The sequence below is a fragment of the Streptomyces sp. NPDC055955 genome, assembly GCF_042270245.1.
Lineage (GTDB): Bacteria > Actinomycetota > Actinomycetes > Streptomycetales > Streptomycetaceae > Streptomyces.
The window spans coordinates 451,331-474,143 of sequence record NZ_JBHJYS010000003.1 but is presented as its reverse complement, the minus strand read 5'-3'; the positions used below and the strand labels follow the sequence as shown (position 1 = coordinate 474,143).

General features: G+C 70.6%; 23 protein-coding genes. 17 read left to right on the top strand and 6 right to left on the bottom strand.

Annotated elements, in window-relative coordinates; translation table 11 throughout:
* Positions 1–22: 22 nt before the first annotated feature.
* From ACFC96_RS08220 to ACFC96_RS08210, 3 genes are all read right to left on the bottom strand, one after another.
* Positions 23–1,300, bottom strand: coding sequence for a serine hydrolase domain-containing protein (locus tag ACFC96_RS08220; RefSeq protein ID WP_376610885.1), 1,278 nt, complete (start codon positions 1,298–1,300; stop codon positions 23–25).
* A 218-nt stretch (positions 1,301–1,518) separates the two neighbouring features.
* Positions 1,519–2,007 carry a hypothetical protein gene (locus ACFC96_RS08215; RefSeq protein ID WP_376610883.1) on the bottom strand — a complete coding sequence of 163 codons (489 nt, stop codon included), beginning with the start codon at positions 2,005–2,007 and terminating at the stop codon, positions 1,519–1,521.
* 104 nt (positions 2,008–2,111) lie between these two features.
* Entirely contained in the window at positions 2,112–3,545 is a 1,434-nt protein-coding gene (locus ACFC96_RS08210; RefSeq protein ID WP_376610881.1) for a purine-cytosine permease family protein, read from the bottom strand.
* A 168-nt stretch (positions 3,546–3,713) separates the two neighbouring features.
* On the opposite strand from ACFC96_RS08210, the gene ACFC96_RS08205 reads away from it, so the two are divergent.
* The 6 genes from ACFC96_RS08205 to ACFC96_RS08180 all read left to right on the top strand — a co-directional run bounded on the left by ACFC96_RS08205 (position 3,714) and on the right by ACFC96_RS08180 (position 9,012).
* A complete protein-coding gene (locus ACFC96_RS08205; RefSeq protein WP_376260607.1) occupies positions 3,714–4,622 on the top strand; it encodes a LysR family transcriptional regulator in 909 nt (302 codons plus the stop codon).
* Between the two features lie 137 nt (positions 4,623–4,759).
* A complete protein-coding gene (locus ACFC96_RS08200) occupies positions 4,760–5,296 on the top strand; it encodes a flavin reductase family protein (protein ID WP_376260605.1) in 537 nt (178 codons plus the stop codon).
* Complete coding sequence (locus ACFC96_RS08195) at positions 5,293–6,765, top strand: 4-hydroxyphenylacetate 3-hydroxylase family protein (protein ID WP_376610879.1); 1,473 nt, start codon at positions 5,293–5,295, stop codon at positions 6,763–6,765. Before ACFC96_RS08200 ends, ACFC96_RS08195 begins: the two co-directional genes overlap by 4 nt.
* Entirely contained in the window at positions 6,762–7,184 is a 423-nt protein-coding gene (locus tag ACFC96_RS08190) for a RidA family protein (protein WP_376260601.1), read from the top strand. The genes ACFC96_RS08195 and ACFC96_RS08190 overlap by 4 nt, the downstream gene beginning before the upstream one ends.
* Positions 7,181–7,858: a DUF1028 domain-containing protein gene (locus tag ACFC96_RS08185; protein ID WP_376610877.1), complete on the top strand. Its 678-nt coding sequence runs from the start codon at positions 7,181–7,183 to the stop codon at positions 7,856–7,858. Before ACFC96_RS08190 ends, ACFC96_RS08185 begins: the two co-directional genes overlap by 4 nt.
* Positions 7,855–9,012 (top strand): M20 family metallopeptidase, encoded by a 1,158-nt coding sequence (locus tag ACFC96_RS08180; RefSeq protein WP_376610875.1) that lies wholly within the window; start codon positions 7,855–7,857, stop codon positions 9,010–9,012. The genes ACFC96_RS08185 and ACFC96_RS08180 overlap by 4 nt, the downstream gene beginning before the upstream one ends.
* On the opposite strand, the gene ACFC96_RS08175 is transcribed toward ACFC96_RS08180, so the two are convergent.
* Positions 8,990–9,604, bottom strand: a complete 615-nt coding sequence (locus tag ACFC96_RS08175; protein ID WP_376260597.1) for a TetR/AcrR family transcriptional regulator — start codon at positions 9,602–9,604, stop codon at positions 8,990–8,992. The two genes, ACFC96_RS08180 and ACFC96_RS08175, sit on opposite strands and share 23 nt — an antisense overlap.
* Before the next feature lie 115 nt (positions 9,605–9,719).
* Here ACFC96_RS08175 and ACFC96_RS08170 point away from each other — a divergent pair, with 115 nt between their 5' ends.
* From ACFC96_RS08170 to ACFC96_RS08155, 4 genes are all read left to right on the top strand, one after another.
* Positions 9,720–11,183, top strand: coding sequence for an aldehyde dehydrogenase (locus tag ACFC96_RS08170; RefSeq protein WP_376260596.1), 1,464 nt, complete (start codon positions 9,720–9,722; stop codon positions 11,181–11,183).
* Positions 11,184–11,266: 83 nt separating this feature from the next.
* Positions 11,267–12,619 carry an aspartate aminotransferase family protein gene (locus tag ACFC96_RS08165; protein ID WP_376260595.1) on the top strand — a complete coding sequence of 451 codons (1,353 nt, stop codon included), beginning with the start codon at positions 11,267–11,269 and terminating at the stop codon, positions 12,617–12,619.
* A gap of 86 nt (positions 12,620–12,705) precedes the next feature.
* The gene (locus ACFC96_RS08160) at positions 12,706–14,289 is read left to right on the top strand and encodes an APC family permease (protein ID WP_376610873.1); all 1,584 of its coding nucleotides are present in this window, start codon (positions 12,706–12,708) and stop codon (positions 14,287–14,289) included.
* Positions 14,290–14,350: 61 nt separating this feature from the next.
* Positions 14,351–14,509 carry a hypothetical protein gene (locus ACFC96_RS08155; protein WP_165914669.1) on the top strand — a complete coding sequence of 53 codons (159 nt, stop codon included), beginning with the start codon at positions 14,351–14,353 and terminating at the stop codon, positions 14,507–14,509.
* 78 nt (positions 14,510–14,587) lie between these two features.
* Here ACFC96_RS08155 and phoU read toward each other — a convergent pair whose 3' ends face one another.
* Complete coding sequence (phoU, locus tag ACFC96_RS08150; protein WP_100595662.1) at positions 14,588–15,271, bottom strand: phosphate signaling complex protein PhoU; 684 nt, start codon at positions 15,269–15,271, stop codon at positions 14,588–14,590.
* Positions 15,272–15,460: 189 nt separating this feature from the next.
* Between phoU and ACFC96_RS08145 the strand changes: the two genes are divergently transcribed.
* Together ACFC96_RS08145 and ACFC96_RS08140 are read left to right on the top strand one after the other, a co-directional pair.
* Positions 15,461–16,738 carry a sensor histidine kinase gene (locus ACFC96_RS08145; protein WP_376260591.1) on the top strand — a complete coding sequence of 426 codons (1,278 nt, stop codon included), beginning with the start codon at positions 15,461–15,463 and terminating at the stop codon, positions 16,736–16,738.
* Positions 16,735–17,415 carry a response regulator transcription factor gene (locus tag ACFC96_RS08140; protein WP_018527980.1) on the top strand — a complete coding sequence of 227 codons (681 nt, stop codon included), beginning with the start codon at positions 16,735–16,737 and terminating at the stop codon, positions 17,413–17,415. The genes ACFC96_RS08145 and ACFC96_RS08140 overlap by 4 nt, the downstream gene beginning before the upstream one ends.
* Positions 17,416–17,504: 89 nt before the next feature.
* Here the strand turns inward: ACFC96_RS08140 and ACFC96_RS08135 are convergent, their stop codons facing one another.
* A complete protein-coding gene (locus ACFC96_RS08135; protein ID WP_376610871.1) occupies positions 17,505–18,149 on the bottom strand; it encodes a DUF461 domain-containing protein in 645 nt (214 codons plus the stop codon).
* A gap of 678 nt (positions 18,150–18,827) precedes the next feature.
* Between ACFC96_RS08135 and ACFC96_RS08130 the strand changes: the two genes are divergently transcribed.
* The 5 genes from ACFC96_RS08130 (at position 18,828) to cysS (ending at position 22,805) form a co-directional block, all read left to right on the top strand.
* Positions 18,828–19,310: a CarD family transcriptional regulator gene (locus tag ACFC96_RS08130; RefSeq protein WP_003953493.1), complete on the top strand. Its 483-nt coding sequence runs from the start codon at positions 18,828–18,830 to the stop codon at positions 19,308–19,310.
* 293 nt (positions 19,311–19,603) lie between these two features.
* A complete protein-coding gene (gene ispD, locus ACFC96_RS08125; protein WP_376260587.1) occupies positions 19,604–20,347 on the top strand; it encodes a 2-C-methyl-D-erythritol 4-phosphate cytidylyltransferase in 744 nt (247 codons plus the stop codon).
* Complete coding sequence (gene ispF / locus ACFC96_RS08120; protein ID WP_376260585.1) at positions 20,337–20,831, top strand: 2-C-methyl-D-erythritol 2,4-cyclodiphosphate synthase; 495 nt, start codon at positions 20,337–20,339, stop codon at positions 20,829–20,831. Before ispD ends, ispF begins: the two co-directional genes overlap by 11 nt.
* Positions 20,832–20,906: 75 nt before the next feature.
* Positions 20,907–21,311 (top strand): PPOX class F420-dependent oxidoreductase, encoded by a 405-nt coding sequence (locus ACFC96_RS08115; RefSeq protein WP_376260583.1) that lies wholly within the window; start codon positions 20,907–20,909, stop codon positions 21,309–21,311.
* 93 nt (positions 21,312–21,404) lie between these two features.
* Positions 21,405–22,805, top strand: coding sequence for a cysteine--tRNA ligase (cysS, locus tag ACFC96_RS08110; RefSeq protein ID WP_376260581.1), 1,401 nt, complete (start codon positions 21,405–21,407; stop codon positions 22,803–22,805).
* The last annotated feature ends 8 nt before the right edge of the window (positions 22,806–22,813 follow it).

The window sequence follows — 22,813 nt, the reverse complement described above, 5'->3', positions numbered from 1 at the left end:
GGCCGGAGGTCGCCGGTTCGCGTCACCTCGCCGCCGGCTGGGCCGGCAGGTCGAAGACGTTGTCCGGGGAGATGATCTTGGTGATCGCCTGGCCGAAGAGGGTGCTCGGCTCCGAGTTGTCGTGGTTGATGTCCGTGTTCAGGAGCACCACGAGCGTCGCCTTGGCCGACGGCAGGTAGATCGTCAGGGACTCGTAGCCCGGCAGGGAGCCGTTGTGGCCTATCCAGCCCTGGACGTTGAAGATGCCGAGGCCGTAGCCCGCGCCCGGGATCGTGGTCTTCGGGGTGATGAGACGCTGCTTCTGTGCGGCGGGGCTGATCATCGCGTCACCGTTGGGGAACGTGCCCGTGGCGACCGTGGGCGCCCAGATGCGCAGGTCGTTCAGCGTGGAGATCATCGCGCCCGCCGCCCAGCCCCAGGACGGGTTCCAGTCGACCGTGTCCTCGACCTTCCCGTTCGCGGTCTGGTTCGTGTAGCCCTGCGAGTGCGGCCGCGGGAACTCGTTGCCGGTCGGGAACAGCGTCTGCTTCATGCCGGCCGGGGTGAGGATGTTGTCCTGGATGTAGTCGTGCAGCGCCTGACCGCTCTCCTTCTCGACCACGAGGCCGAGCAGGATGAGGTTGGTGTTGGAGTAGTAGAACTGCTTGCCCGGCTCGAACAGCACGGGGTGCTTGAACGAGTAGTCGAGGAGCTGCTGCGGGGTGAACGGCCGCTCCGGGTCCGACGTCAGCGCCTTGTAGAAGTCGTCGTCCGCCGAGTAGTTGAAGAGTCCGCTGCGCATCTCGGCGAGCTGACGGATCGTGATCTTGTCCCCGTTGGGGACGCCGTCGATGTACTTGCCGATCGGATCGTCGAGCCCGACCTTCTTGTCGTCGACCAGTTGCAGTATCGACGTCACGGTGAAGGTCTTGGTCTCGCTGCCGATACGCATGTGCAGGTCGGGCGACATCTTCTGGCCGGTGCTCTTGTCGGCGACGCCGAAGGACTTCACGTACTCGCCCTTGTCCGGCGTCCACACACCGACGGTCACACCCGGAACGTTCGCCTCGGCCATGACCTTCTGCACGGTGGCGTCGAGCTCCTTCTCCACGGCGGGGGTGAGCTTCTGGACCTGGCCGGGGGTCGCCGACCCGGAAGCGGACGGCGAGGGCGGGTCGGTGGTGCGGAAGGCGGAGGCGGGGCCGGCGGAGACGGAGGCCGGCGTGGCGAACGCGGACCCACCCGCCATCGGCACCGCGAGCGTTGCCACCGCTACGGCGGTCACAGCCCCCCTGCGCAATCCCCGGGTCGAATGCGTCATGTGCTGACTCCAACCATGTGAGGAAGAACCCACAGGAAGAACCCAGACCTATCGTAGGGCGGGGCCCCACACCCCGCCTCTCCAGCCACCACAGCCCCTGCAGTCACTGGGGCCGGTGCGCTCGCCGCCTCTCCGGCAGCCCCGTTCACCGCCACCACCCGGCTTCCGTCACCTGAGGCCCACCCCCCGGAGTCCACCGGCCGGTCGACCCGGTCGGGTCAGTCGACCCCACGCAGATAGACCCGGCTGCGCCGCGCGTCGACCGGATGCACGGCCACCTCAAGGGAGTTCAACTCGCCGGCACAGGGCGCGCACACCGGTCCCCCACGCACGTCCGCAAGGGTCTCCGGCTCCTTCAGCCCGAGGCGCGCGAACGGCGTCATGGGCTTCACCGACCGGGTCAGGGCCTCGGCGCGGTGGGTGAGCGGCTGCTCGGGGGCGAGCCGCGTCAAGAACGCGCCCACCCGCGCGGTCGGCACCGTGAAGGCCAGCAGAAGCCCGTCGTCCTGGAAGCCGTTCTGGTGGGCAGCCCGCCGATCGGTGGCCTCGTCAGGAATCGATACATGCATCAACTCACCGACCTCGGAGGGGGTCACGCCCGACTTCCAGGAGGGGACTCGCGTACGGGCATCCGCATCACGTGCGGTGCCGCCCGAACAGGCGGTGAGCGCGGCGAAGACCGCGAGGCCCAGTGCACCGGCGGACACGCCGCGCATGGGGAACATCGATGAACCCGCCTTTCCCCGTGCCGCGTCGGCCAGATGTGTGGCTCAGCCTCTCAGACTCCGGCGCGCGGCTCGGCGCGCAGCTGTCACGCGGTCGCGGAAGCGGCCTCCGTCGCTGTCGTGTCGGGCTCCGTCACCGCGGTCCCGCCCCGCGTCGCCGCCCGGCGCGCCCACACGTAGTACACGGGGGCCGTCACCATCAGGCCCACGAGCCATGACAGGTCCGCGCCGCCGAGCGGAGCGACCAGTGGGCCCGTGTACAGAGACGTGGCGACGAAGGGGAGTTGGACCGCGATGCCGATCGCGTACGAGGTCAGGGCCACCGGGTTGAAGCGGCCGTAGCGCCCGCCGTCGGGCGCGAAGAGGTCGCCGAGCGCGTAGCGCCCGCGGTGGACGAGGTAGAAGTCGATGAGGTTGATCGCCGTCCAGGGGACGAGGACGACGAGCAGGACCAGTACGAGGTTCACGAAACTGGAGACGAAGTCGCTGGACAGCGCCGTGGCGATGAGCAGCGCGCCCACGAGGACCGCCGCGGAGACGACGCCGCGGGCCCTCTGGCGCGGGGTCCACGCGGGGCGGAACGTCTGGCAGATGGTGATCAGGGACAGCACCGCGCCGTAGAGGTTGAGCGCGTTGTGGTTGATGACCGAGAAGAGGAAGAGGAGCAGCACGACCGGGCCGAAGCCGCCCGCCGCGCTGTCGAAGCCCGCCACCGTGTCGTCCGTGCCGGGAGACGCGAGGCCGATCACCGTGCCCGCGAGGAACGGCAGCGTCGAGCCGAGACACGAACCCCAGTACGTGGCCCAGAAGGTCGACGCCGTACGGACGGTGCGCGGCAGGTAGCGCGAGTAGTCGGAGACGTACGGGGCGAAGGCCAGTTGCCACAGGGCGCTCAGTGACACCGTCGCGAGCCAGCCCGCGAACGTGAAGGAGCCCGCGGAGAAGAAGCCCTCGGGCAGGCCGCGCGCGACCACCACGGCGAGGCCGACCAGGATGCCCGCCCCGAGCACCCAGGTCGCGATCTTGTTGAGGGTGTGGATGAGGCGGTAGCCGACCCAGCAGATCAGCGCCGAGCCGAGCGCACCCAGCACGATGCCCGCGTCGACCGGTACGGCGGGCGCGAGGCCGTGCAGCGACTTGCCCGCCAGGATGATGTTCGAGGCGAAGAAGCCTATGTACATCGCGGCCGCCACGACCACGATGAGCAGCGCGCCCACGCTGCCGAACTGCGCCCGGCTCTGGATCATCTGCGGGACGCCGAGCTGCGGGCCCTGCGCCGAGTGCAGCGCCATGAAGACGGCGCCGACGAGCTGACCCACCAGGATCGCCGCGACGCTCGACCAGAACGACTGGTGGAAGACCTGGACGCCCATGGCGCCGGTGACCAGTGGCAGCGGCGCGATGTTCGTGCCGAACCACATGGTGAACAGGTCACGGACGCGGCCGTGGCGCTCGTTCTCGGGGACGTGGTCGATGGTGTGCTGCTCGACGGCCGGGGCCGCCTCGGGTGTGGCGGGCATACGGACTCCCTGTCCGGAAAACGAGGGGGCGGGCGGGGTGTTCGGGCGTGCGGGTCGGTTGGGGAGTCTCGCCACCCTCGCAATCCCGGGTCAAACATCGATTTCCCGGGAGTTACATCTGTTTTCGAGATGCAGACAGCTCACGGGCGACCGGGGCACAATCCCGCCATGGCCAAGGACGCGAACTTCACCCTCGTGCAGCTGAGGTACTTCCTCGCCGCCGCCGAGCTCGGCAGCATGACCGCCGCCGCGCACCGCATCAACGTCTCGCAGTCCGCGGTCTCCACCGCCGTGCACCACCTGGAGCGCGAGCTCGGCGTACAGCTCCTGATCCGCCGGCACGCGAAGGGCCTGGAGCTGACGGCCGCGGGGGAGCGGTTCCTGCACGAGCTGCGCGGCTTCCTCACCCACGCCGACGAACTCGCCGAATCGGCCAGGAGCCTGGGCGCCGACCTCGTGGGCGAGCTGGCCGTGGGCTGTTTCCAGACGCTCGCCCCGTTCTATCTGCCGCGCCTGCTGCGGGAGTTCGGCGCGCGCCAGCCCGCCGTGCGCGTGGAGGTCGTCGAGGGCGACATCCCGGCCGTGCAGGAGAGCCTGCGCACGGGCGCCTGCGAACTGGCGCTGCTCTACGACATGGATCTCGACGCCGACATCGAGTGCGAGGTCCTCGCGATGGCCCCGCCCTACGCGCTGGTCCCCGAAGGGCACCGGCTCGCGGGCGGCGGCCGGGCCCGCCTCGCGGACCTCGCGGACGAACCGATGATCCTGCTCGACCTGCCCGCCAGCCGCGACTACTTCCGCTCCGTCGCCGCCAAGGCCGGCGTCGAGCCGCGCGTCAGCCACCGCACGCGCAGCTACGAGACCGTGCGCGCCCTGGTCGCCGCCGGATACGGCTGGTCTCTGCTCAACCAGCGTCCCGCGCACGACCGCACGTACGACGGTTCGAGCGTCGTCGCCCTGCCGCTCGCCGACCCGTTGCCCGCGCTCCCCGTCGTCCTGGCGAAGCTGCGCGGGGTCCGGCTGACGGGCCGCGCGCAGGCGTTCGCGACGGCGTGCCGGGAGGCGCTCAGGTCCTGAGGGCCCAGCTCAGGGCGGCAGATGCGAAGGCATCTGCAAAACAGATCCAATGGCACGAAAAGATCTGTTGTACGGATGCAGGCTCCCTCTCGCATAGTGGTCGCACCACAGCCCACTCGCTGAGAGGGAGGCCGCTCATGACCATTGCTCCGGATCAACTCCTCACATCCCGCCAGGACTTCGTGGCCGCGATGGGGAACGCCGCGACGGGCGTGACCGTTGTCTCCACCGAAGGACCGGCCGGTCGCTTCGCCCAGACCGTCTCCGCCATGTGCTCCGTCTCCGCCGACCCGCCCTCGCTGCTGGTCTGTGTGAACGAGCGGAGCCCTCTCGCCGCGGCCGCCGTGCGCAACGGCGTCATCGCCGTGAGCGTCCTCGCCGCCGGCCAGGCCCACGTCTCGGACGTGTTCGCGGGCCGCCCCGCCCACGGCAGCGGCCCGTACGACTTCGACTGCGCCGAGTGGGACGTACTCGCCACCGGCGCGCCCGTCCTGCGCGGCGCGGCCGCCGCCTTCGACTGCCGGCTCGCCGACTCCGTCACGCGGGGCACCCACCAGGTCCTGTTCGGCGCCGTCGTCGCCTCCGCGGTGTCCGGCGCCCACCCTCTCGTCCACCACGCCCGTACGTACGCCACCCCGAGCCCCCTCAACTCCCTTAAGGAGCACGGCGCATGATCCGCACCGGAGACCAGTACCGCGAGTCGATCCGCGACGGCCGCGACGTATGGATGAACGGCGAGAAGGTCACCGACGTGACCACGCACCCCGCGTTCAAGCCGCTGGTCGACATACGCGCCCGGATCTACGACATGGCGCACGACCCGGCGACGCGGGACTCGATGACGTACAAGGACGCGTCGACCGGCGAGGTCAACGCGATCCAGCAGAAGCCGCCGCGCACCCGTGAGGACTGGGACGCGAAGCGGGCGGCGACGGACGCCGTGCTGAGCGACGTCGGCGGTGTCGTCACGCGCGTCGGGGACGAGACGATCGGTGAGGTCTGGTCGCTCATCGACGGCCAGGACGTCCTCAACGCGATCAACCCGGCGTACGCGGAGAACGTCAAGCGGCACATCGACCACGCGCTGTACGCCGACCCCTTCCACGTCTCGGCGAACACCGACCCGAAGGGTGACCGCTCCAAGCGCCCCCAGGACCAGGACCCGGACATGCTCCTGCACGTCGTGCGGGAGACGGACAGCGGCATCGTCGTGCGCGGCGCCAAGTACGAGACGGCCGCCGCCTACTCGAACCAGGCGTTCACGAAGCCGACGATCGCGAACTGGGGCGACTCCGAACTCTCCGACTACGCCCTCGGTTTCATCGCCGACATGGGCTCGCCGGGCCTGAAGTACATCTGCCGTACGGGCTTCGCCGGCACCAAGCCGCCCGCCGACTACCCGGTCTCCAGCCGCTTCGACGAGGTCGACACCCTGGTGGTCTTCGACGACGTCGAGATCCCCTGGGAGAACGTCCTCTTCTACCGGGACACCAAGGCCGCGACCTTCATCCGCGCCACGCTCCACCGCTACAGCGCCTTCGCGTTCACGCAGCGCAACCTGCGGCTCGCGGACCTGATGATCGGCGCCGCGCTGTGGAACGTGAAGCAGACGGGCCTGGAGAAGCAGCAGGCCGTACAGGAGAAGCTCGCGACGCTGGCCTGCTACCGCGAGGGCATCAACGCGCACCTGACCGCGTCGATCGCGATGGCCGAGCCCAGCCCCGGCGGGCTCCTCATGCCGAACCAGTCGCTGCTGTACACCGGCCGCGTCCTGGCCTGTTCGCAGCTGCACGAGATGATGCACATCGCGCGCGAGCTGTGCGGCGGGCAGATCTGCATCACCCCCGACAAGGCCTCCTTCGACCACCCGGACACCAAGCCGTGGCTCGACAAGTTCTACTCGATCAACGAGCACTGGGTCGCCGAGGACCGCCGCAAGCTCCTCGCGTACGCCCGTGACCTGCTCAACTCGGACTACGCGGGCCACCGGCTGACCTTCCAGCTCTTCGCGCAGTCCCCGCCGTTCGCGCACCTCGGCGCGGTGTACCGCAACTTCGACTGGGAGGGCCCGCTCGACCTGGTCAAGGACGCGGCCGGCCTCAGCGACAACGTCCTCGGCACCCTCGGGAGGAAGGCCAAGTGACGACCCACCGGCGCATCCGCCCCTTCAACACGGCGGACACCTATCCCGAGCAGGACCTGTCCAACGACCTCGCGCAGGCGGTCGTCGCCGACGGCACGGTCTATCTGCGCGGCCAGATCGGCCAGGATCTCGACACCCGCGAGAACGTCGGCGTCGGGGACGTCGGCGCCCAGGCCGAGAAGGCCATGGCGAACATCGCGATGCTGCTGGAGGAGTCCGGCAGCCGCCTCGACGACATCGTCAAGATCACCGTCTATCTGACGGACATCCGCTTCCGCGAGCCCGTCTACCGCGTCATGGGCCGCTGGCTCAAGGGTGTCCACTACGTCTCCACGGGCCTGGTCGTCTCGGCGCTGGCCCGCCCGGAGTGGCTCGTCGAGATCGACGCGACGGCCGTCATCCCGAAGGAGCGCCGATGACGTTCTCGATCGCCGCGCGGTGTCCGCGCACGGGCCGGTTCGGGGTGGCCGTCACCTCGTCCTCGCCGGCCGTCGCCGCGCGCTGCGCGCACGTACGGCCCGGAGTGGGCGCGGTCTGCTCCCAGAACGTCACCGACCCGCGCCTGGGCGCCCGCCTGCTCGACCTCCTGGAATCCGGAGTGCCCGCGGAAGCGGCCGTAAGCGAAGTGTCCACCCGGCCCCACGCCGAATGGCGGCAGTTGACGGCCATCGGCGCCTCCGGTCCCGGCGCGGTCTTCTCGGGAGCCCGGACCCTCGGCACGTACGCGGAGGCGGTCGGCCCCGACGCCGTGGCCGCGGGGAACCTCCTGTCGGGCCCCGGGGTCCCCCGGGCGGTACTCGACGCGTTCACGGGCGCGGACCCTCGGGCCCCGCTCGCCCGCCGCCTCGTCGACGCGCTGACCGCGGGCGCGGCGGCGGGCGGCGAGGCGGGCCCCGTCCACTCGGCCGGGCTCCTCGTCGTCGACGCACAGCAGTGGCCGGTGACGGACCTGCGCGTGGACTGGACCGAGGGCGATCCGATCACGGAGCTCGCGGACCTGTGGAAACGGTGGGAGCCCCAGGAGGAGGCGTACGTGCAGCGGGCCCTCGCCCCGGACGCGGCGCCGAACTACGGCGTGCCGGGGGACGAGTGAGGCCCGTGCGCGAGGCGGTCGCGAAGGCGGCGCCCGAACTCCTCGCCCTGAGCCGTCGCATCCACGCGAACCCCGAGGTGGCGTGGGAGGAGGAGAAGGCGGCGCGCTGGACCGCGTACGCCCTCAACGACCTCGGCTACGACGTCGTGACCGGCACCGCGGGCCTGCCCACCGCCTTCACGGCCACCATCGGCGGCGGCCCGCTCCATCTCGCGATCTGCGCCGAGTACGACGCGCTGCCCGGCCTCGGCCACGCCTGCGGGCACAACGTCATCGCGGCGGCCGCGGTGGGCGCCGCGGCCGGACTGGCTCCGGTGGCGGACGCACTGGGCCTCAAGGTCACCGTGTTCGGCACCCCGGCCGAGGAGGGCGGTGGCGGCAAGATCCTCATGCTGGAGCGCGGTGCCTTCGACGGGGTGCACGCGGCGATGATGGTGCACCCCGGCCCCGCGGACGTCGCCGAGGCCGACCCGTACGCGGTCGCGCACCTCAAGGTCCGCTACCACGGCAAGGCGGCGCACGCGGCGGCCTACCCGGAGCAGGGCCGCAACGCGGCGGACGCCTTCACGGTCGCCCAGGTCGCCATCGGACTCCTGCGCCAGCAGCTCCCGTCCACCACGCGCGTGCACGGCATGGTGACGCGCGGCGGGGAGGCGCCGAACGCGATCCCGGAGCTGACCGAGGGCCGCTGGTACGTGCGCGCGGGCAGTCTCGAGGAGCTGTCCGCGCTCCAGCCCCGCGTCGAGAAGTGCTTCGAGGCCGGCGCCCTGGCCTCGGCCTGCGACCTCGAGATCAAGCCGGAGTCCCGCCCGTACTCGGAGTTCCGCAACGACGCCGCGATGCTGGCCGCCTACCGGCGGGCGGCCGCATCCCTCGGCCGCACCTTCGACAGCCCCGGATCCCCGGCGGCCCGGATGAACCGCGCCTCCACGGACATGGGCAACGTCTCCCGCGTCCTGCCCGCCATCCACCCCTACCTGGGCATCGGCTCGCTGCCCGCGGTCAACCACCAGAAGGAGTTCGCGGCGGCGTGCGTCACCCCGGACGCGGACCGGGCGGTCCTCGACGGCGCGCTGGGCATGGCGCTCACCGCGGTGGCCCTCGCGGGCGACGACCGGGAGCGGGCCCGGCTCACAGCTCCGGGCAGCCGGTGACCGTCCGCGCGTAGCCGAGGAGCAGGCGACGGGCGACGTCCGGCGTCAGCTCGGCGTTGCGGCTGACGATGTGCAGTCCGTAGCCGTCCTCCAGCGCGACGAGGTTGCGCGCGAGGTCGGCGACGGGCTCGGTGAGGGTGAAATCCCCTACGGCCGCGCCGACTTCGAGCACCGTCGCGTACAGGGCGACCTCGCGCGCGAAGAGTGACGCCATCAGCGTCGCGTGCCCGGAGCTGCGGTCGGCGCGCCGGTGCAGCTCGAAGAGCAGTCCGTGGACGGCGTCCCCCGAGCCGCCCGGCAGTCCGCTTCCGACGAGGGCCCGCAGTCGTGCGGCGGCCCCGGTCGCGCCGTCCGCGGCCCCCTGCCGCGCGGCCAGATAGCGCTCCACGGCGCCCCGGTGCACTTCGAGGACCAGCTCGTCCATCTCCGGGTAGTAGTACAGAACCGACCCCGCGGACATGCCCGCCTCGGCGGCGATGTCCTTGATGCGCAGCCCCTCCAGGCCCCGTTCGGCGATGGCGCGTCCCGCCGCGTCGACGAGGGCCTCGCGGCGCGCCGTCTGGTTCTTCGGTCTCCCAGGCTTGTTCCCCATGGGTTAATTCTCTGTTACTCGGTTCAAATAAATCAAGTTCCTTGCGTCCAGGGCATTGACGACCCGGCACCCCATTGTTTGAATCCGATCTCAAAGAAGTAGAGGGAGCCGCCGCATGAACACCTACGCAGACTGGCAGCGCCGAGCAGCCGAACTGACGCCACGCACCGGGGCGTTCATCGACGGCGCATGGACCGAGGCCCGGTCCCGGGCCACCTTCCCCACCGTCAACCCGGCCACCGGCGAGGTCACGGCACACGTCGCCCGGGGCGAAGCGCCCGAGATCGACGCGGCCGTCCGCGCGGCCCGCACGTCCTTCGACGACGGCCGCTGGTCCCGCGCCGACCCCGCGGCCCGCAAGCGCGTCCTGCTCAGGCTCGCCGAGCTGATCGCCGCCGACGCGCAGGAGCTGGCCCTCCTCGACACCCTCGACATGGGCAAGCCGATCGCCGAGTCGTACGGCACGGACGTGCCCGGCGCGGCCGGCGTCTTCGCCTGGTACGCGGAGGCCGCTGACAAGCTGTACGACGAGATCGCGCCGACGCCCCCGGGCCATCTGGCGACGGTCCGCCGCACGCCGCTGGGTGTGGTGGGCGCCGTGGTCCCGTGGAACTTCCCCCTCGACCTGGCGAGCTGGAAGCTGGCGCCGGCCCTCGCGGCGGGCAACAGCGTCGTACTCAAACCGGCGGAACAGTCCCCGCTGTCGGCCCTGCGCCTGGCCGAACTGGCGGCGCAGGCGGGCCTGCCCGACGGCGTCCTGAACGTCGTCCCCGGCATGGGGGACACGGCGGGCCGGGCCCTCGGCCTGCACAAGGACGTCGACACCCTGGTCTTCACGGGCTCGACGAAGGTCGCCCGCCTCTTCCTGTCCTACGCCGCCGAGTCGAACATGAAGCAGGTCTGGCCGGAGGCGGGCGGCAAGAGCCCGAACGTGGTCTTCGCCGACGCGGACCTGGACGCGGCGGCAGAGCGCGCGGCCTGGGGATTCGCGTACAACGCCGGCCAGGTCTGCTCGGCCAACACCCGCCTCCTGGTGGAGGGTTCGATCGCCGAGGAGTTCACGGCCCGCGTCGCGGACCACGCGGCACGCTTCGTGCCGGGCGACCCCCTGGACCCCGACACGAACCTCGGCCCGCTGGTGGACGAAGCCCAGGCCGTCCGGGTCCTCGACGCGATCGAGGCGTCGGACGGCAAGGTGATCACGGGCGGTACGCGCGACGGCGCGTACATCACCCCCACGATCGTCACCGGCCTGCCCCCCGAGGCGCCCCTGGCCCGCGAGGAACTCTTCGGCCCGGTCCTGACGGTCCACCCCTTCACCACGGAGGCCGAGGCGATCGCGACGGCGAACGACTCCCCGTACGGCCTGGCGGCCTCGCTGTGGACGAGGGACCTGGCCCGCGCCCACCGCGTGGCGGACGCCCTGCACGCCGGGACCGTCTCGGTGAACACGGTCGACGCGCTGAGCCCGTTGACACCGTTCGGCGGCTTCAAGCAGTCGGGCCACGGCAGGGACCTGTCGCTCCACTCCCTCGACAAGTACACGGGCCTGAAGACGACGTGGATCACGTACGCGTGAACCCGGACGCGCGACCGGGCCCGACGGCGACCGGCCGGACGGCTCCCCGACCCTCCACACGAACTCCCGAAGGGACGAACACCATGACCCTCACCCCCGCACAGCAGCTCGCCGCCACGGACCGGGCGCACATCATCCACCCCTACCTCCCCGGCACCGCCGAGGAACGCGTGGTGATGACGGAGGGCAAGGGCTGCCGCCTCACCGACGCGGAGGGCCGCAGCTACCTCGACGCGACCGGCGGGCTCTGGCTCGCCCAGGTCGGCCACGGCCGCAAGGAGATCGCGGACGTCGCGCACGCGCAGATGCAGCAGCTCGAGTACTTCACGAGCTTCTGGGAGTTCTCGAACGACAAGGCGATCCAACTGGCCGAACGCCTCGCCACGTTGGCCCCCGACAACCTCAACCACGTCTACTTCACGTCGGGCGGCTCGGAGGGCAACGAGGCGGCCATCAAGATGGCCCGCTACTACCACCACCGCCGGGGCGAGGGCTCCCGCACCTGGATCCTGGCCCGCGACAAGGCGTACCACGGCATCGGCTACGGCGGCGGCTCGGCCACCGGCTTCCCGGTCTACCACGAGGGCTTCGCGCCGATGATGCCGCACGTCAGCCACCTGACGCCCCCGTGGCCGTACCGCACCGAGCTCTACGGCGACGCCGACCCCACGGACTTCCTGATCGCCGAACTGGAGGGCCGCATCGCGCAGATCGGCGCCTCCAACATCGCGGCGATGATCGGCGAGCCCATCATGGGCGTGGGCGGCATGCTGGTCCCGCCGGCGGACTACTGGCCGCGCGTACGCGAGGTCCTCGACCGCCACGGCATCCTCCTCATCTTCGACGAGGTGGTGACGGCGTACGGCCGCGTGGGCGAATGGTTCGCGGCCCAGCACTTCGACGTGAAGCCGGACATCATCACGACGGCCAAGGGCATCACGTCGGGCTACACACCGCTCGGCGCACTCCTCGTCTCCGACGAGGTGACCGAGGCGCTGCTCCAGGACCACGGCTTCCCGATGGGCTACACGTACAACGGGCACCCGGTGGCGGCGGCGGTGGCGCTCGCGAACCTCGACATCATCGAGCGGGAGAACCTCCTGTCGCGCGCGGTCACGATGGGCGCGTACCTCCACCACCAGCTCACCGACGCGCTGGGCGACCTGCCGATCGTCGGCGAGATCCGTTCGGTCGGCATGATGCTGGCGGTGGAGCTGGTCGCGGACCGCGAGACCCGCACCCCCCTCCCCATGAACCCGGCCCGCATGCCGCACGACGTCATCCGCAAGGAGACGGGCGTCATCGTCCGCGACTCGGCCCACAGCCTGGTCCTGTCCCCGCCGCTGATCATGACGGAGCAGGAGGCGAAGGAGGCGGCGACGGCGATGCGCTCGGTCCTCGAACGCACGACACCGGCGGGCGACATCACCGAGTAGCCCCCGGGGCCCCGCCCCACGAACCACCGAGCGCCCCCAAGCCACCCGCACCGTCCCACCCGTCCCCAGCTCACGAGGACACAGACGTGCCCGACTACAAAGAACAAGCAGCAGCTCCACCACCCGGTACGACCACCCCCGGGTCCGCGGGGAGCCCCCGCACCCCCGCGGACCCGGAAAGCACCTCCACCTCAACGCCCACGTCCACCCCGCACCTCCACAGAAGCCTCCGCCGCTTCGACATCACGGCGATGGCGGTGGCCGCGGTGATCTCCTTCGACACGGTGGGCCAGATCGCGACGGGCGGGGGAGAGGCGGTGACGTGGACGGCGGTCATCGCGGTCGCGTTCCTCATCCCGTACGCGCTGCTCTTCGCGGAGACCGGCGCGGCCTTCCCCCAGGAGGGCGGCCCCTACGTCTGGGTGAAGCTGGCGTTCGGCCGGCTGACGGCGGCGATCACGACGCTCTTCTACTGGGTGACGAACCCGATCTGGCTGGGCGGCTCGCTCGTGTTCATCGCGGCCCAGACCTGGGACGGCTTCGTGTTCCGCCTGGGCCAGGGCACGTTCGCGGACTACGCGTTCAAGACGGTGTTCATCTGGACCGCGATCCTCACTGCGGTGGTCTCGCTGCGCAAAGGCAAATGGATCACCACGGCGGGCGCGGCGGCCAAGGTCCTCGCGCTCACCGTCTTCACCGCGACGGCGGTGGCGTACGGACTGGAGCACGGCTTCCAGGGCCTGACAGGAACGGCGGACCACACCACCGCCACCTTCACGCCCACGACAGCCGGCTTCCTGGCGCTCGTCCCGGTACTCCTCTTCGCGTACGTGGGCTTCGAGGCCCCGAACGCGGCGGGCGAGGAGATGCACAATCCGCAGCGCGACGTCCCCACCGCCCTCGGACGCTCCGCGGCGATCGCGGCGGCCTGCTACCTGCTCCCCGTCCTGGCGATCCTCTCCGTGGTCCCGCCCGGCAAGGTGACCGGCATCGGCGGCTTCATGGAGGGCGCCCAGACCATCTTCACGATCTACGGAGGCGCGAGCGGCGCACTGCTGAAGGCGACCGCGCTCCTCTTCGTCTTCGCGCTCCTCACCCAGGGCAGCGCGTGGATGATCGTCAGCGACCGGATGCAGGCGATGGCGGCGGCGGACGGCGGCTTCTTCAGCCGCAAGCTGGGCGCGTTCCACCCGACGCTGGGCACACCGGTGCGCACCAACCTGCTGTCGGGAGCGATCGCGACGGTGTTCATGGTGGCGGCGATGCGGCTCGCGGACGGCGACGCGGCGGCGGTGTTCTCGGTCGTCCTGACCGTCGCGGTGACGACGCTGCTGCTCTCGTACCTGACGGTGATCCCGGCCCTGGCGGTCCTGCGCCTGCGCCACAGGGACGTACCGCGCCCGTACCGCGTGCCCTTCGGGACAAAGGGGTTCATGACCTGCGCGGCGCTGGTCTACGCGTGGATCCTGACCGGCTCGTGGGCGGCCCTGTTCCCGGGCACGCTGGAGGCGCTGCTCGGCATCACGTACGACTTCCACGACACGTGGGGGGTGCCACGGACGACGTTCGAGGCATTCACGCTGGGCACAGTGGTCGCCCTGCTGCTCCTCGGCACCATCGGTCACACCGTGGCCGGAAAGGCGAACACCCGCGCGCGTGTGCGCCGTTGACGCGCCCGCCGGGCTGGGCATGAACTGGGGGACAGGCAGTTCGCCCCGAGGAGGGAACACCATGGCCGAGTCCCCCACCCCCGAAGCCGTCGCCGAGCAGCCCACGGAAGTCGCGCAGCCGCACCGGCTGGTCCTGCTAGGCGCCTGCGGCTGCGGCTCGGGCTGCGGCTGCGGCTGCCAGTCGGGCGCGCCGTGCCAGTGCGGCGGCTGCTCGGGCTGACATGACGGAACACGACGGGGCCCCGCACCACACAGGTGCGGGGCCCCGTCCGTCAGTCCGCCCCGAGAGGGGACCGGCTCAGCTGCCGTCCACCGGCTGCGGCTGCGGCGCCTGGATCTCGTCGGCGTGCTCACCGGTCACGAGATACACCACACGCTTGGCCACGGAGACCGCGTGATCGGCGAAACGCTCGTAGTAACGGCCCAGCAGCGTCACGTCCACGGCCGTCTCGATGCCGTGCTTCCACCGGTCGTCCATCAGGTGCTGGAACAGCGTCCGGTGCAGCTGGTCCATCTCGTCGTCGTCCTGCTCCAGCTGGAGCGCGAGGTCGACGTCCTTGGTGATGATGACCTCGGCGGACTTCGCCATGAGCCGCTGCGCGAGCTGCCCCATCTCCAGGACGGTCGCGTGCAGGTCGTGCGGAACGGCCTGGTCCGGGAACCGCAGCCGGGCGAGCTTGGCGACGTGCTGCGCCAGGTCACCGCTGCGCTCCAGGTCCGCGCTCATCCGCAGCGAGGTCACGACGATCCGCAGGTCCGTGGCGACGGGCTGCTGGCGCGCGAGCAGGGCTATCGCCCTCGCCTCCAGGTCGTGCTGCAGATCGTCGACCTTCTGATCCCCCGCGATGACACTCTCGGCCAGCTTCAGGTCGGCGTCGAGCATGGCCGTGGTGGCGCGCCCGATCGCCGACCCGACAAGGCGGGCCATCTCGACCAGGCCCTCGCCGATCGAGTCAAGTTCCTCGTGGTACGCGTCACGCATACAACTGTCCCTCTCACTCACTGCGTGGGGCTGATGTGCCCCACGCTCCCACGTTCGGCCCCGTACGCGTCCGTTTCCGTCACCTCGAATGAATCACCCCTGTACCCAAGGTGAACTCTGGGCGACGAGTGTTCGAGGTACCACTCGGACGGCTGTGGGCAGCGCTTACGAGGCGCATAACCTGGGGGCATGGACGTGAACGCGGCGGTCGCCGCAGCGGCAGCGATCGCCGGGGTGTGCACCGGCGTGATCGCCATGCTGGCGTTTCGCTGGAGCGAACGCGACCAGAAACGCCCCACCCGTACTTCCCTGCACACGGACCCGGTCCTTCCGCCCGGCGTCGACACCGTCCTCTCCGTACTGCGCTCCTCCGCCGTCGTCCTGGACGAGGCGGACAGCGTGGTCAAGGCCAGCTCGGCGGCGTACGCCCTCGGCCTGGTCAGAGGCGGCAAGCTGGCCGTGGAGCCGATGCTCCTCATGGCCAGGGACACCCGCCGTGACGGAGAGATACGACAGGTCGAGCTCGACCTGCCCCGGCGCGGCACCGGCCGCGGGGACGCCCTCGCGGTCTCCGCACGGGTGGCCCCCCTCGGCTCCCGCCTGGTCCTGCTCCTCGTGGAGGACCTGACGGAGGCCCGCCGCATCGAGGCGGTCCGCCGCGACTTCGTGGCGAACGTCAGCCACGAGCTGAAGACCCCGGTCGGCGCGCTCAGCCTCCTGTCCGAGGCGGTCATGGACGCGTCCGACGACCCGGAAGCGGTGGAGCGCTTCGCGGGCAGGATGCAGATCGAGGCGACCCGCCTGACGAACCTGGTCCAGGAGCTCATCGACCTGTCCCGGGTGCAGAACGACGACCCGCTGGAGGACGCCGAGCCCGTCCGCGTCGACGAACTCGTCGCCGAGGCGATCGACCGCTGCCGCCACCAGGCCGGCACGAAGCAGATCACCATGGCCTCGGGAGGCACCGCGGACCTCCAGATCTGGGGCAACCGCGGCCAGCTCGCCGCGGCTCTCGGCAACCTCGTCGAGAACGCCGTCAACTACAGCCCGGCCCGAACCCGCGTGGGCATAGCCGCGCGCCGGGTCAGTGCACCCGGCGGAGACCTCATAGAAGTGGCGGTCACCGACCAGGGCCTCGGCATCTCCGACAAGGACAAGGAGCGCATCTTCGAGCGCTTCTACCGCGTCGACCCGGCCCGCTCCCGGGCCACCGGCGGCACCGGCCTCGGCCTCGCCATCGTCAAGCACGTGGCTGCCTCGCACGGCGGGGAAGTCACCGTATGGAGCTCCGAAGGCCAGGGCTCCACGTTCACCCTGCGGCTGCCGGAGGCAGGCGCGACCCGCGACCGCGGCCCAGGACACGTAGGCGGCGACGCATACGGACACCACGACGGCAACGACGCCGCCGGGCCCGACGAGACAACCGCATACGACCCCATTCCTGCCGCCCCGGAGGTCCTTCCGTGACCCGAGTGCTCGTCGTCGAGGACGAGGAATCCTTCTCCGACGCCCTGTCGTACATGCTTCGCAAGGAGGGTTTCGAGGTCGCCATCGCGGCCACCGGCCCCGACGGACTCGACGAGTTCGAGCGCAACGGCGCCGACCTCGTCCTGCTCGACCTGATGCTGCCGGGCCTGCCCGGCACCGAGGTCTGCCGCCAGCTGCGCGGCCGGTCCAATGTCCCCGTCATCATGGTGACCGCCAAGGACAGCGAGATCGACAAGGTCGTGGGCCTGGAGATAGGAGCCGACGACTACGTCACCAAGCCCTTCTCGTCCCGCGAGCTGGTCGCCCGCATCCGCGCGGTCCTGCGCCGCCGGGGCGAGCCCGAGGAGGTCGCCCCGCAGGCCCTGGAGGCCGGCCCGGTCCGCATGGACGTGGACCGCCACGTCGTCACGGTCTCCGGCTCCAAGGTCGACCTGCCCCTCAAGGAGTTCGACCTCCTGGAGATGCTCCTGCGCAACGCGGGCCGTGTCCTGACCCGCATGCAGCTGATCGACCGTGTCTGGGGCGCCGACTACGTGGGCGACACCAAGACCCTCGACGTCCACGTCAAGCGCCTGCGCGCCAAGATCGAGCCCGACCCGGGGGCCCCGCGCTACCTGGTGACGGTGCGCGGTCTGGGCTACAAGTTCGAGCCGTAGAGCCCCGGGTCACGGCGGTGACCCAGCCACGGAACGCCGAAGGGCGGGACCCCCACCGGGGGCCCCGCCCTTCGCCATCGCGTACGTGATCAGTGACCGGCGGCGGGGCTGCCCGAGGCCGACTCGGACGGCGAGGCGGAGCCGGACGGGGTGGCCGACCCGGAGGGCGTCGCGGAGCCGGACGCGGACTCCGACGGCTCCGTGCTCGGCACGGCCGGGATCTCGCTCGGCCCCCACTTCTTGAAGTAGCTCTCGGCCGGCACGACGAACGACTGGATCTTGACGGCGCCCGTGGTGCTGAACGTGAAGGTCAGCGTCCGCACGTCACCGTCGAGGTCGGCGGTACGGCTGTTGGGCAGCTGCGCGGACGCGTTGCCCTCCCCGCCGAGCACGAGGGAGCCGCCGGCCGGGATCGTCACGGTCTTCTTGCCGTCGGCGGCCGACAGCTCGGCCTTCTTGCCGACGCCGTCGAGCTCGATCGAGTCGAGGGTCTGGGCCTTGGAGCCGTTGTTGAAGAGTGTCGCGGTCACGACGGCCGGTCCCGTGGACTTCAGGTCGGGCTGCGTGATCACGGTGGCGTTCTGGATCCGGATGTCCCCGACGGAGGTCTCCGCGTTGTCCGGCTTGACCTCCAGCGTCTGGGCGTTGTTTCCGGCGCCGCACGCGGCGAGCGAGGCGATCGAGAACGCGAGGGCGGCGGCGGCGAGGGCGCCGCGTCGAAGGCTGCTGCTCACGGCGGCGGCAACTCCTTGAACGTGGGCGGTAAGGGTCTGGACGCCCTGGACGGGTGTAAAGCCGCCCTAAGGGTCTGTCAGCGGGCTTAGGTTACCGAGCCGTTCGTGCGCCGTTGCACCCGACCCGCCCCTAGGGGGTTTCGGATGGATCTCGGCACCGGCCGGCGCCCCGCTCCGACCGCGCGGCGCACGGCCCGCCCCACCCGCGATCACACTCTCCGCCGAACCCCCTCGGCCCCTCTCACCTCACCAAACGTGACAGGCCGCATTGGCCTCCCGTTCACCATTCACATTCGGGCCGCGGGGCCGCTCCTGCGGATTTCCGGTAAGGAATGCATGGCGGTACGGAAAATTGATCACCCGCCACGGTGATCAATTCCGGATTCAGGTCGCACGCGTCTCCGAGTCACCGAACGGAGTAGCGGAAGCGTGGCGCTTCGAACCGCGCAAAACGGGACGTTCGGCCCTCTGCGGGCCCTTCCAGGTAGGTGTAACGTGCGCGTTTCGGCTCCGCCGGAGAGCCGCTCCGACCTGCGAATACCCCCTTCCACAGGCCCTCCGCAGCACGTTCCGGTTGTGGTTGTCAAGCCCCGAGATATGCCCTGACCTGCGAAAACGCCATTCAGAAGACGCCGTTTCCGTGTTACCCTGGATAGCCACGGAAGGGGTACCTGTCACATGACGTTCAAGGTTGGCGACACCGTGGTCTATCCCCATCACGGGGCCGCGCTGATCGAGGCTATCGAAACTCGCCAGATCAAAGGCGTGGACAAGACCTACTTGGTGCTGAAGGTCGCGCAGGGTGACCTGACGGTGCGTGTGCCAGCGGACAATGCGGAGTTCGTCGGCGTACGTGATGTGGTCGGTCAGGACGGTCTCGACCGGGTCTTCGAGGTGCTTCGCGCGCCGTACGCCGAAGAGCCCACGAACTGGTCGCGCCGCTACAAGGCAAATCTCGAGAAGCTCGCCTCCGGCGATGTCATCAAGGTCGCGGAAGTCGTCCGTGACCTGTGGCGTCGGGAGCGTGAGCGCGGACTGTCCGCAGGTGAGAAGCGCATGCTCGCCAAGGCACGGCAGATCCTGGTGAGCGAGCTCGCGCTCGCCGAGAACACGAACGAGGACAAGGCCGAGGCCCTGCTCGACGAGGTTCTCGCGTCCTGACGCGTGCCCTGACCGGCACGCGGCTGCGACAAGAAGTCCCGGGCGAGAGCCCAGGGGCATGAATAATGCCGCGGTGCCCGCTGACCCTGATGGTGTCGCCGGGCGCTGCGGCATGTTCGTACCCGCACTCAACGCCTACTCGTGGCGCCTCACCCGCTCGACCCAGTTGGTGTGCCGGGCCCGGGCAGTCGGCTCGACCGGATGTCACGGAAGGGGTCCGGTCAAGGCGTCGCGCCCGGCACTGGTGTTGGCCATACCCACCTCGGTCGAGCACACAAACCTGAACGGAAGCGATGTCTGACGAAACGCGGCCCTCGCGCACCGCGGCCGTGATTCCGGCCGCCGGCCGGGGCGTACGCCTCGGCCCGGGCGCCCCCAAAGCACTCCGCGCGCTCAACGGCACCCCGATGCTCGTCCACGCCGTCCGGGCGATGGCCGCCTCGCGGTCCGTCTCCCTCGTCGTCGTGGTCGCCCCGCCCGACGAGGCGTCCGCCGCCGAGGTGAAGACCCTCCTCGCCGACCACGCGCTGCCCGAGAGGACCGACTTCGTCGTCGTCCCCGGCGGCGAGACCCGCCAGGAGTCCGTGAAGCTCGGCCTCGACGCCCTGCCGCCCGGCATCGACATCGTCCTCGTCCACGACGCGGCCCGCCCCCTGGTGCCCGTCGACACGGTCGACGGCGTCATCGAAGCCGTACGCGAAGGGGCCCCCGCCGTCGTCCCCGCGCTGCCCCTCGCCGACACCGTCAAGCAGGTCGGGACCCGCACCGACGGCGGCCCCGAGCTCGTCGTCGCGACGCCCGAGCGGGCCCGGCTGCGTGCCGTGCAGACCCCGCAGGGCTTCGACCGCGCGACGCTCGTGCGCGCCCACGAGACCGTCACCGACAACGTGACGGACGACGCCAGCATGGTCGAGCAGCTCGGCGAGCCGGTCGTCCTCGTGCCCGGGCACGAGGAGGCCTTCAAGGTGACCCGCCCCCTCGACCTCGTGCTCGCCGAAGCCGTACTCGCCCGCAGGAGGGCCAACGATGGGTTCTGAGCCGCCGGTCATCCCCCTCGTCGGCATCGGCACCGACATCCACGCCTTCGAAGAGGGCCGCGAGTTGTGGTGCGCCGGCCTGAAGTGGGAGGGCGAGGGCCCCGGTCTCGCCGGGCACTCCGACGCCGACGTCGTCGCGCACGCCGCGTGCAACGCGCTGTTCTCCGCCGCCGGACTCGGTGACCTCGGTGCCCACTTCGGCACCGGCCGCCCCGAGTGGTCCGGCGCGTCCGGGCTCACGCTGCTGACCGAGGCCGCCCGCATCGTGCGCGAGGCGGGCTTCACCATCGGCAACGTCGCCGTACAGGTCATCGGCCCCCGGCCGAAGATCGGGAAGCGGCGCGAGGAGGCGCAGAAGGTGCTGTCGGACGCCGCCGGCGCCCCGGTCTCCGTCTCCGGCGCCACCACCGACGGCCTGGGTTTCCCCGGCCGCGGCGACGGCCTCGCGGCGATCGCCACGGCACTGGTCGTCAGGGCAGGCTGAAATACCGCTCCGGGGGCGGATGTTGGCGCAGTATCGGGTACTCGTACAGGCATCCCCCCCAAGGAGTGAGGCTTCATGTCAGCCCAGCTGTCCGACGAGCTCAAGGCGTTGCTCGACACCCCCGTGTTCATCACTGTCGCCACCATCCAGCCCGACGGGAGCCCGCAGGTGTCGCCTGTCTGGGTGAAGCGGGACGGGGACGACGTGCTGTTCTCCACGACCGTCGACCGGCGCAAGCAGAAGAACCTGCGCCGCGACCCCCGCGTCACCGTCGTCGTGCAGCCCGCCGACAACCCCTACGCGTACGCCGAGATCCGCGGCACCGCCGACCTCACCACCGAGGGCGGCCAGGAGCTCATCGACGAGCTGTCGCTCAAGTACACGGGCAAGCAGTACGCGGACTTCAACCCCCGCTCCGCCGACGACGCCGAGCGCGTCGTCGTGCGCATCACACCGCGCAAGGTCGTCGGCCGGATCTGAACGGCGGTCTGACACACGTCACAACGTCACGGTTGCGCCCCGTGTCCCCCAAGGGGTCGCGGGGCACTGCCTCGGGCCCACTACCCTGGAGGCGTGACTATTCGCCTGCACGACACCAGCGCCCGGAAGATCCGTGACTTCGTCCCGCTGACACCGGGTTGTGTCTCGATCTACCTCTGTGGCGCGACCGTGCAGGCCGCTCCGCACATCGGGCACATCCGGTCCGGCCTCAACTTCGACATCATGCGCCGCTGGTTCACCTACCGCGGGTACGAAGTGACGTTCGTGCGGAACGTCACCGACATCGACGACAAGATCATCAAGAAGGCCGCCGAACAGGGCAGGCCCTGGTGGTCGATCGGGTACGAGAACGAGCGCGCGTTCAACGACGGCTACACCGCCCTCGGCTGCCTGCCGCCCACCTACGAGCCGCGCGCCACCGGTCATGTCACCGAGATGGTCGAGATGATGCGCGGCCTCATCGAGCGCGGCCACGCCTACGAGGCGGACGGGAACGTCTACTTCGACGTGCGTTCCTTCCCCGGCTACCTGGAGCTGTCGAACCAGGACCTCGACGAACTGCGCCAGCCGTCCGGCGACGGTGAGACCGGCAAGCGCGACCCGCGCGACTTCGCCATGTGGAAGGCCGTCAAGCCCGGGGAACCCAGCTGGGAGACCCCGTGGGGCCGCGGCCGGCCCGGCTGGCACCTGGAGTGCTCGGCGATGGCCCACAAGTACCTGGGCACCGCCTTCGACATCCACGGCGGCGGCATCGACCTGATCTTCCCGCACCACGAGAACGAGATCGCCCAGGCCAAGGCCTTTGGTGACGAGTTCGCCAAGTACTGGGTGCACAACTCGTGGGTCACCATGAGCGGCGAGAAGATGTCGAAGTCCCTGGGCAACTCGGTCCTCGTGTCCGAGATGGTCAAGGACTGGCGCCCGATCGTGCTGCGCTACTACCTCGGCACCCCGCACTACCGCTCGACCATCGAGTACAGCGAGGAGGCCCTGCGCGACGCCGAGTCCGCGTTCGCGCGGATCGAGGGCTTCGTGCAGCGCGTCGTGGAGAAGGCCGGGGGCGTCGTCGCCCCCGCCGACGAGGTGCCGCCCGCCTTCGCCGAGGCCATGGACGACGACCTCGGAGTGCCGCAGGCGCTCGCGATCATCCACACGGCCGTCCGCCAGGGCAACAGCGCCCTCGCCGCCGACGACAAGGAAGCCGCCGTCGCCCGCCTCGCAGAGGTACGCGCGATGCTCGGCGTCCTCGGTCTGGACCCGCTCGACCCGCACTGGGCCGGCGAGACCGACCGCGGCGAGGACCTGCACGGCGCCGTCGACACCCTCGTACGGCTCGTCCTGGAGCAGCGCGAGTCCGCTCGCGCCCGCAAGGACTGGGCCACCGCCGACGCCATCCGCGACCAGCTCGGCCAGTCCGGGCTCGTCATCGAGGACAGCCCGACCGGGCCGCGCTGGACGCTCGGCCCGCGCTGACGACCTGC

Bases quoted from the DNA above. Each gene is read 5' to 3' on its own strand.
- ACFC96_RS08220 (WP_376610885.1), bottom strand. From the start codon at position 1,300: ATGACGCATTCGACCCGGGGATTGCGCAGGGGGGCTGTGACCGCCGTA.
- ACFC96_RS08210 (WP_376610881.1), bottom strand. From the start codon at position 3,545: ATGCCCGCCACACCCGAGGCGGCCCCGGCCGTCGAGCAGCACACCATC.
- ACFC96_RS08205 (WP_376260607.1), top strand. From the start codon at position 3,714: ATGGCCAAGGACGCGAACTTCACCCTCGTGCAGCTGAGGTACTTCCTC.
- ACFC96_RS08200 (WP_376260605.1), top strand. From the start codon at position 4,760: ATGACCATTGCTCCGGATCAACTCCTCACATCCCGCCAGGACTTCGTG.
- ACFC96_RS08195 (WP_376610879.1), top strand. From the start codon at position 5,293: ATGATCCGCACCGGAGACCAGTACCGCGAGTCGATCCGCGACGGCCGC.
- ACFC96_RS08185 (WP_376610877.1), top strand. From the start codon at position 7,181: ATGACGTTCTCGATCGCCGCGCGGTGTCCGCGCACGGGCCGGTTCGGG.
- ACFC96_RS08175 (WP_376260597.1), bottom strand. From the start codon at position 9,604: ATGGGGAACAAGCCTGGGAGACCGAAGAACCAGACGGCGCGCCGCGAG.
- ACFC96_RS08170 (WP_376260596.1), top strand. From the start codon at position 9,720: ATGAACACCTACGCAGACTGGCAGCGCCGAGCAGCCGAACTGACGCCA.
- ACFC96_RS08165 (WP_376260595.1), top strand. From the start codon at position 11,267: ATGACCCTCACCCCCGCACAGCAGCTCGCCGCCACGGACCGGGCGCAC.
- ACFC96_RS08155 (WP_165914669.1), top strand. From the start codon at position 14,351: ATGGCCGAGTCCCCCACCCCCGAAGCCGTCGCCGAGCAGCCCACGGAA.
- phoU (WP_100595662.1), bottom strand. From the start codon at position 15,271: ATGCGTGACGCGTACCACGAGGAACTTGACTCGATCGGCGAGGGCCTG.
- ACFC96_RS08145 (WP_376260591.1), top strand. From the start codon at position 15,461: ATGGACGTGAACGCGGCGGTCGCCGCAGCGGCAGCGATCGCCGGGGTG.
- ACFC96_RS08130 (WP_003953493.1), top strand. From the start codon at position 18,828: ATGACGTTCAAGGTTGGCGACACCGTGGTCTATCCCCATCACGGGGCC.
- ispD (WP_376260587.1), top strand. From the start codon at position 19,604: ATGTCTGACGAAACGCGGCCCTCGCGCACCGCGGCCGTGATTCCGGCC.
- ispF (WP_376260585.1), top strand. From the start codon at position 20,337: ATGGGTTCTGAGCCGCCGGTCATCCCCCTCGTCGGCATCGGCACCGAC.
- ACFC96_RS08115 (WP_376260583.1), top strand. From the start codon at position 20,907: ATGTCAGCCCAGCTGTCCGACGAGCTCAAGGCGTTGCTCGACACCCCC.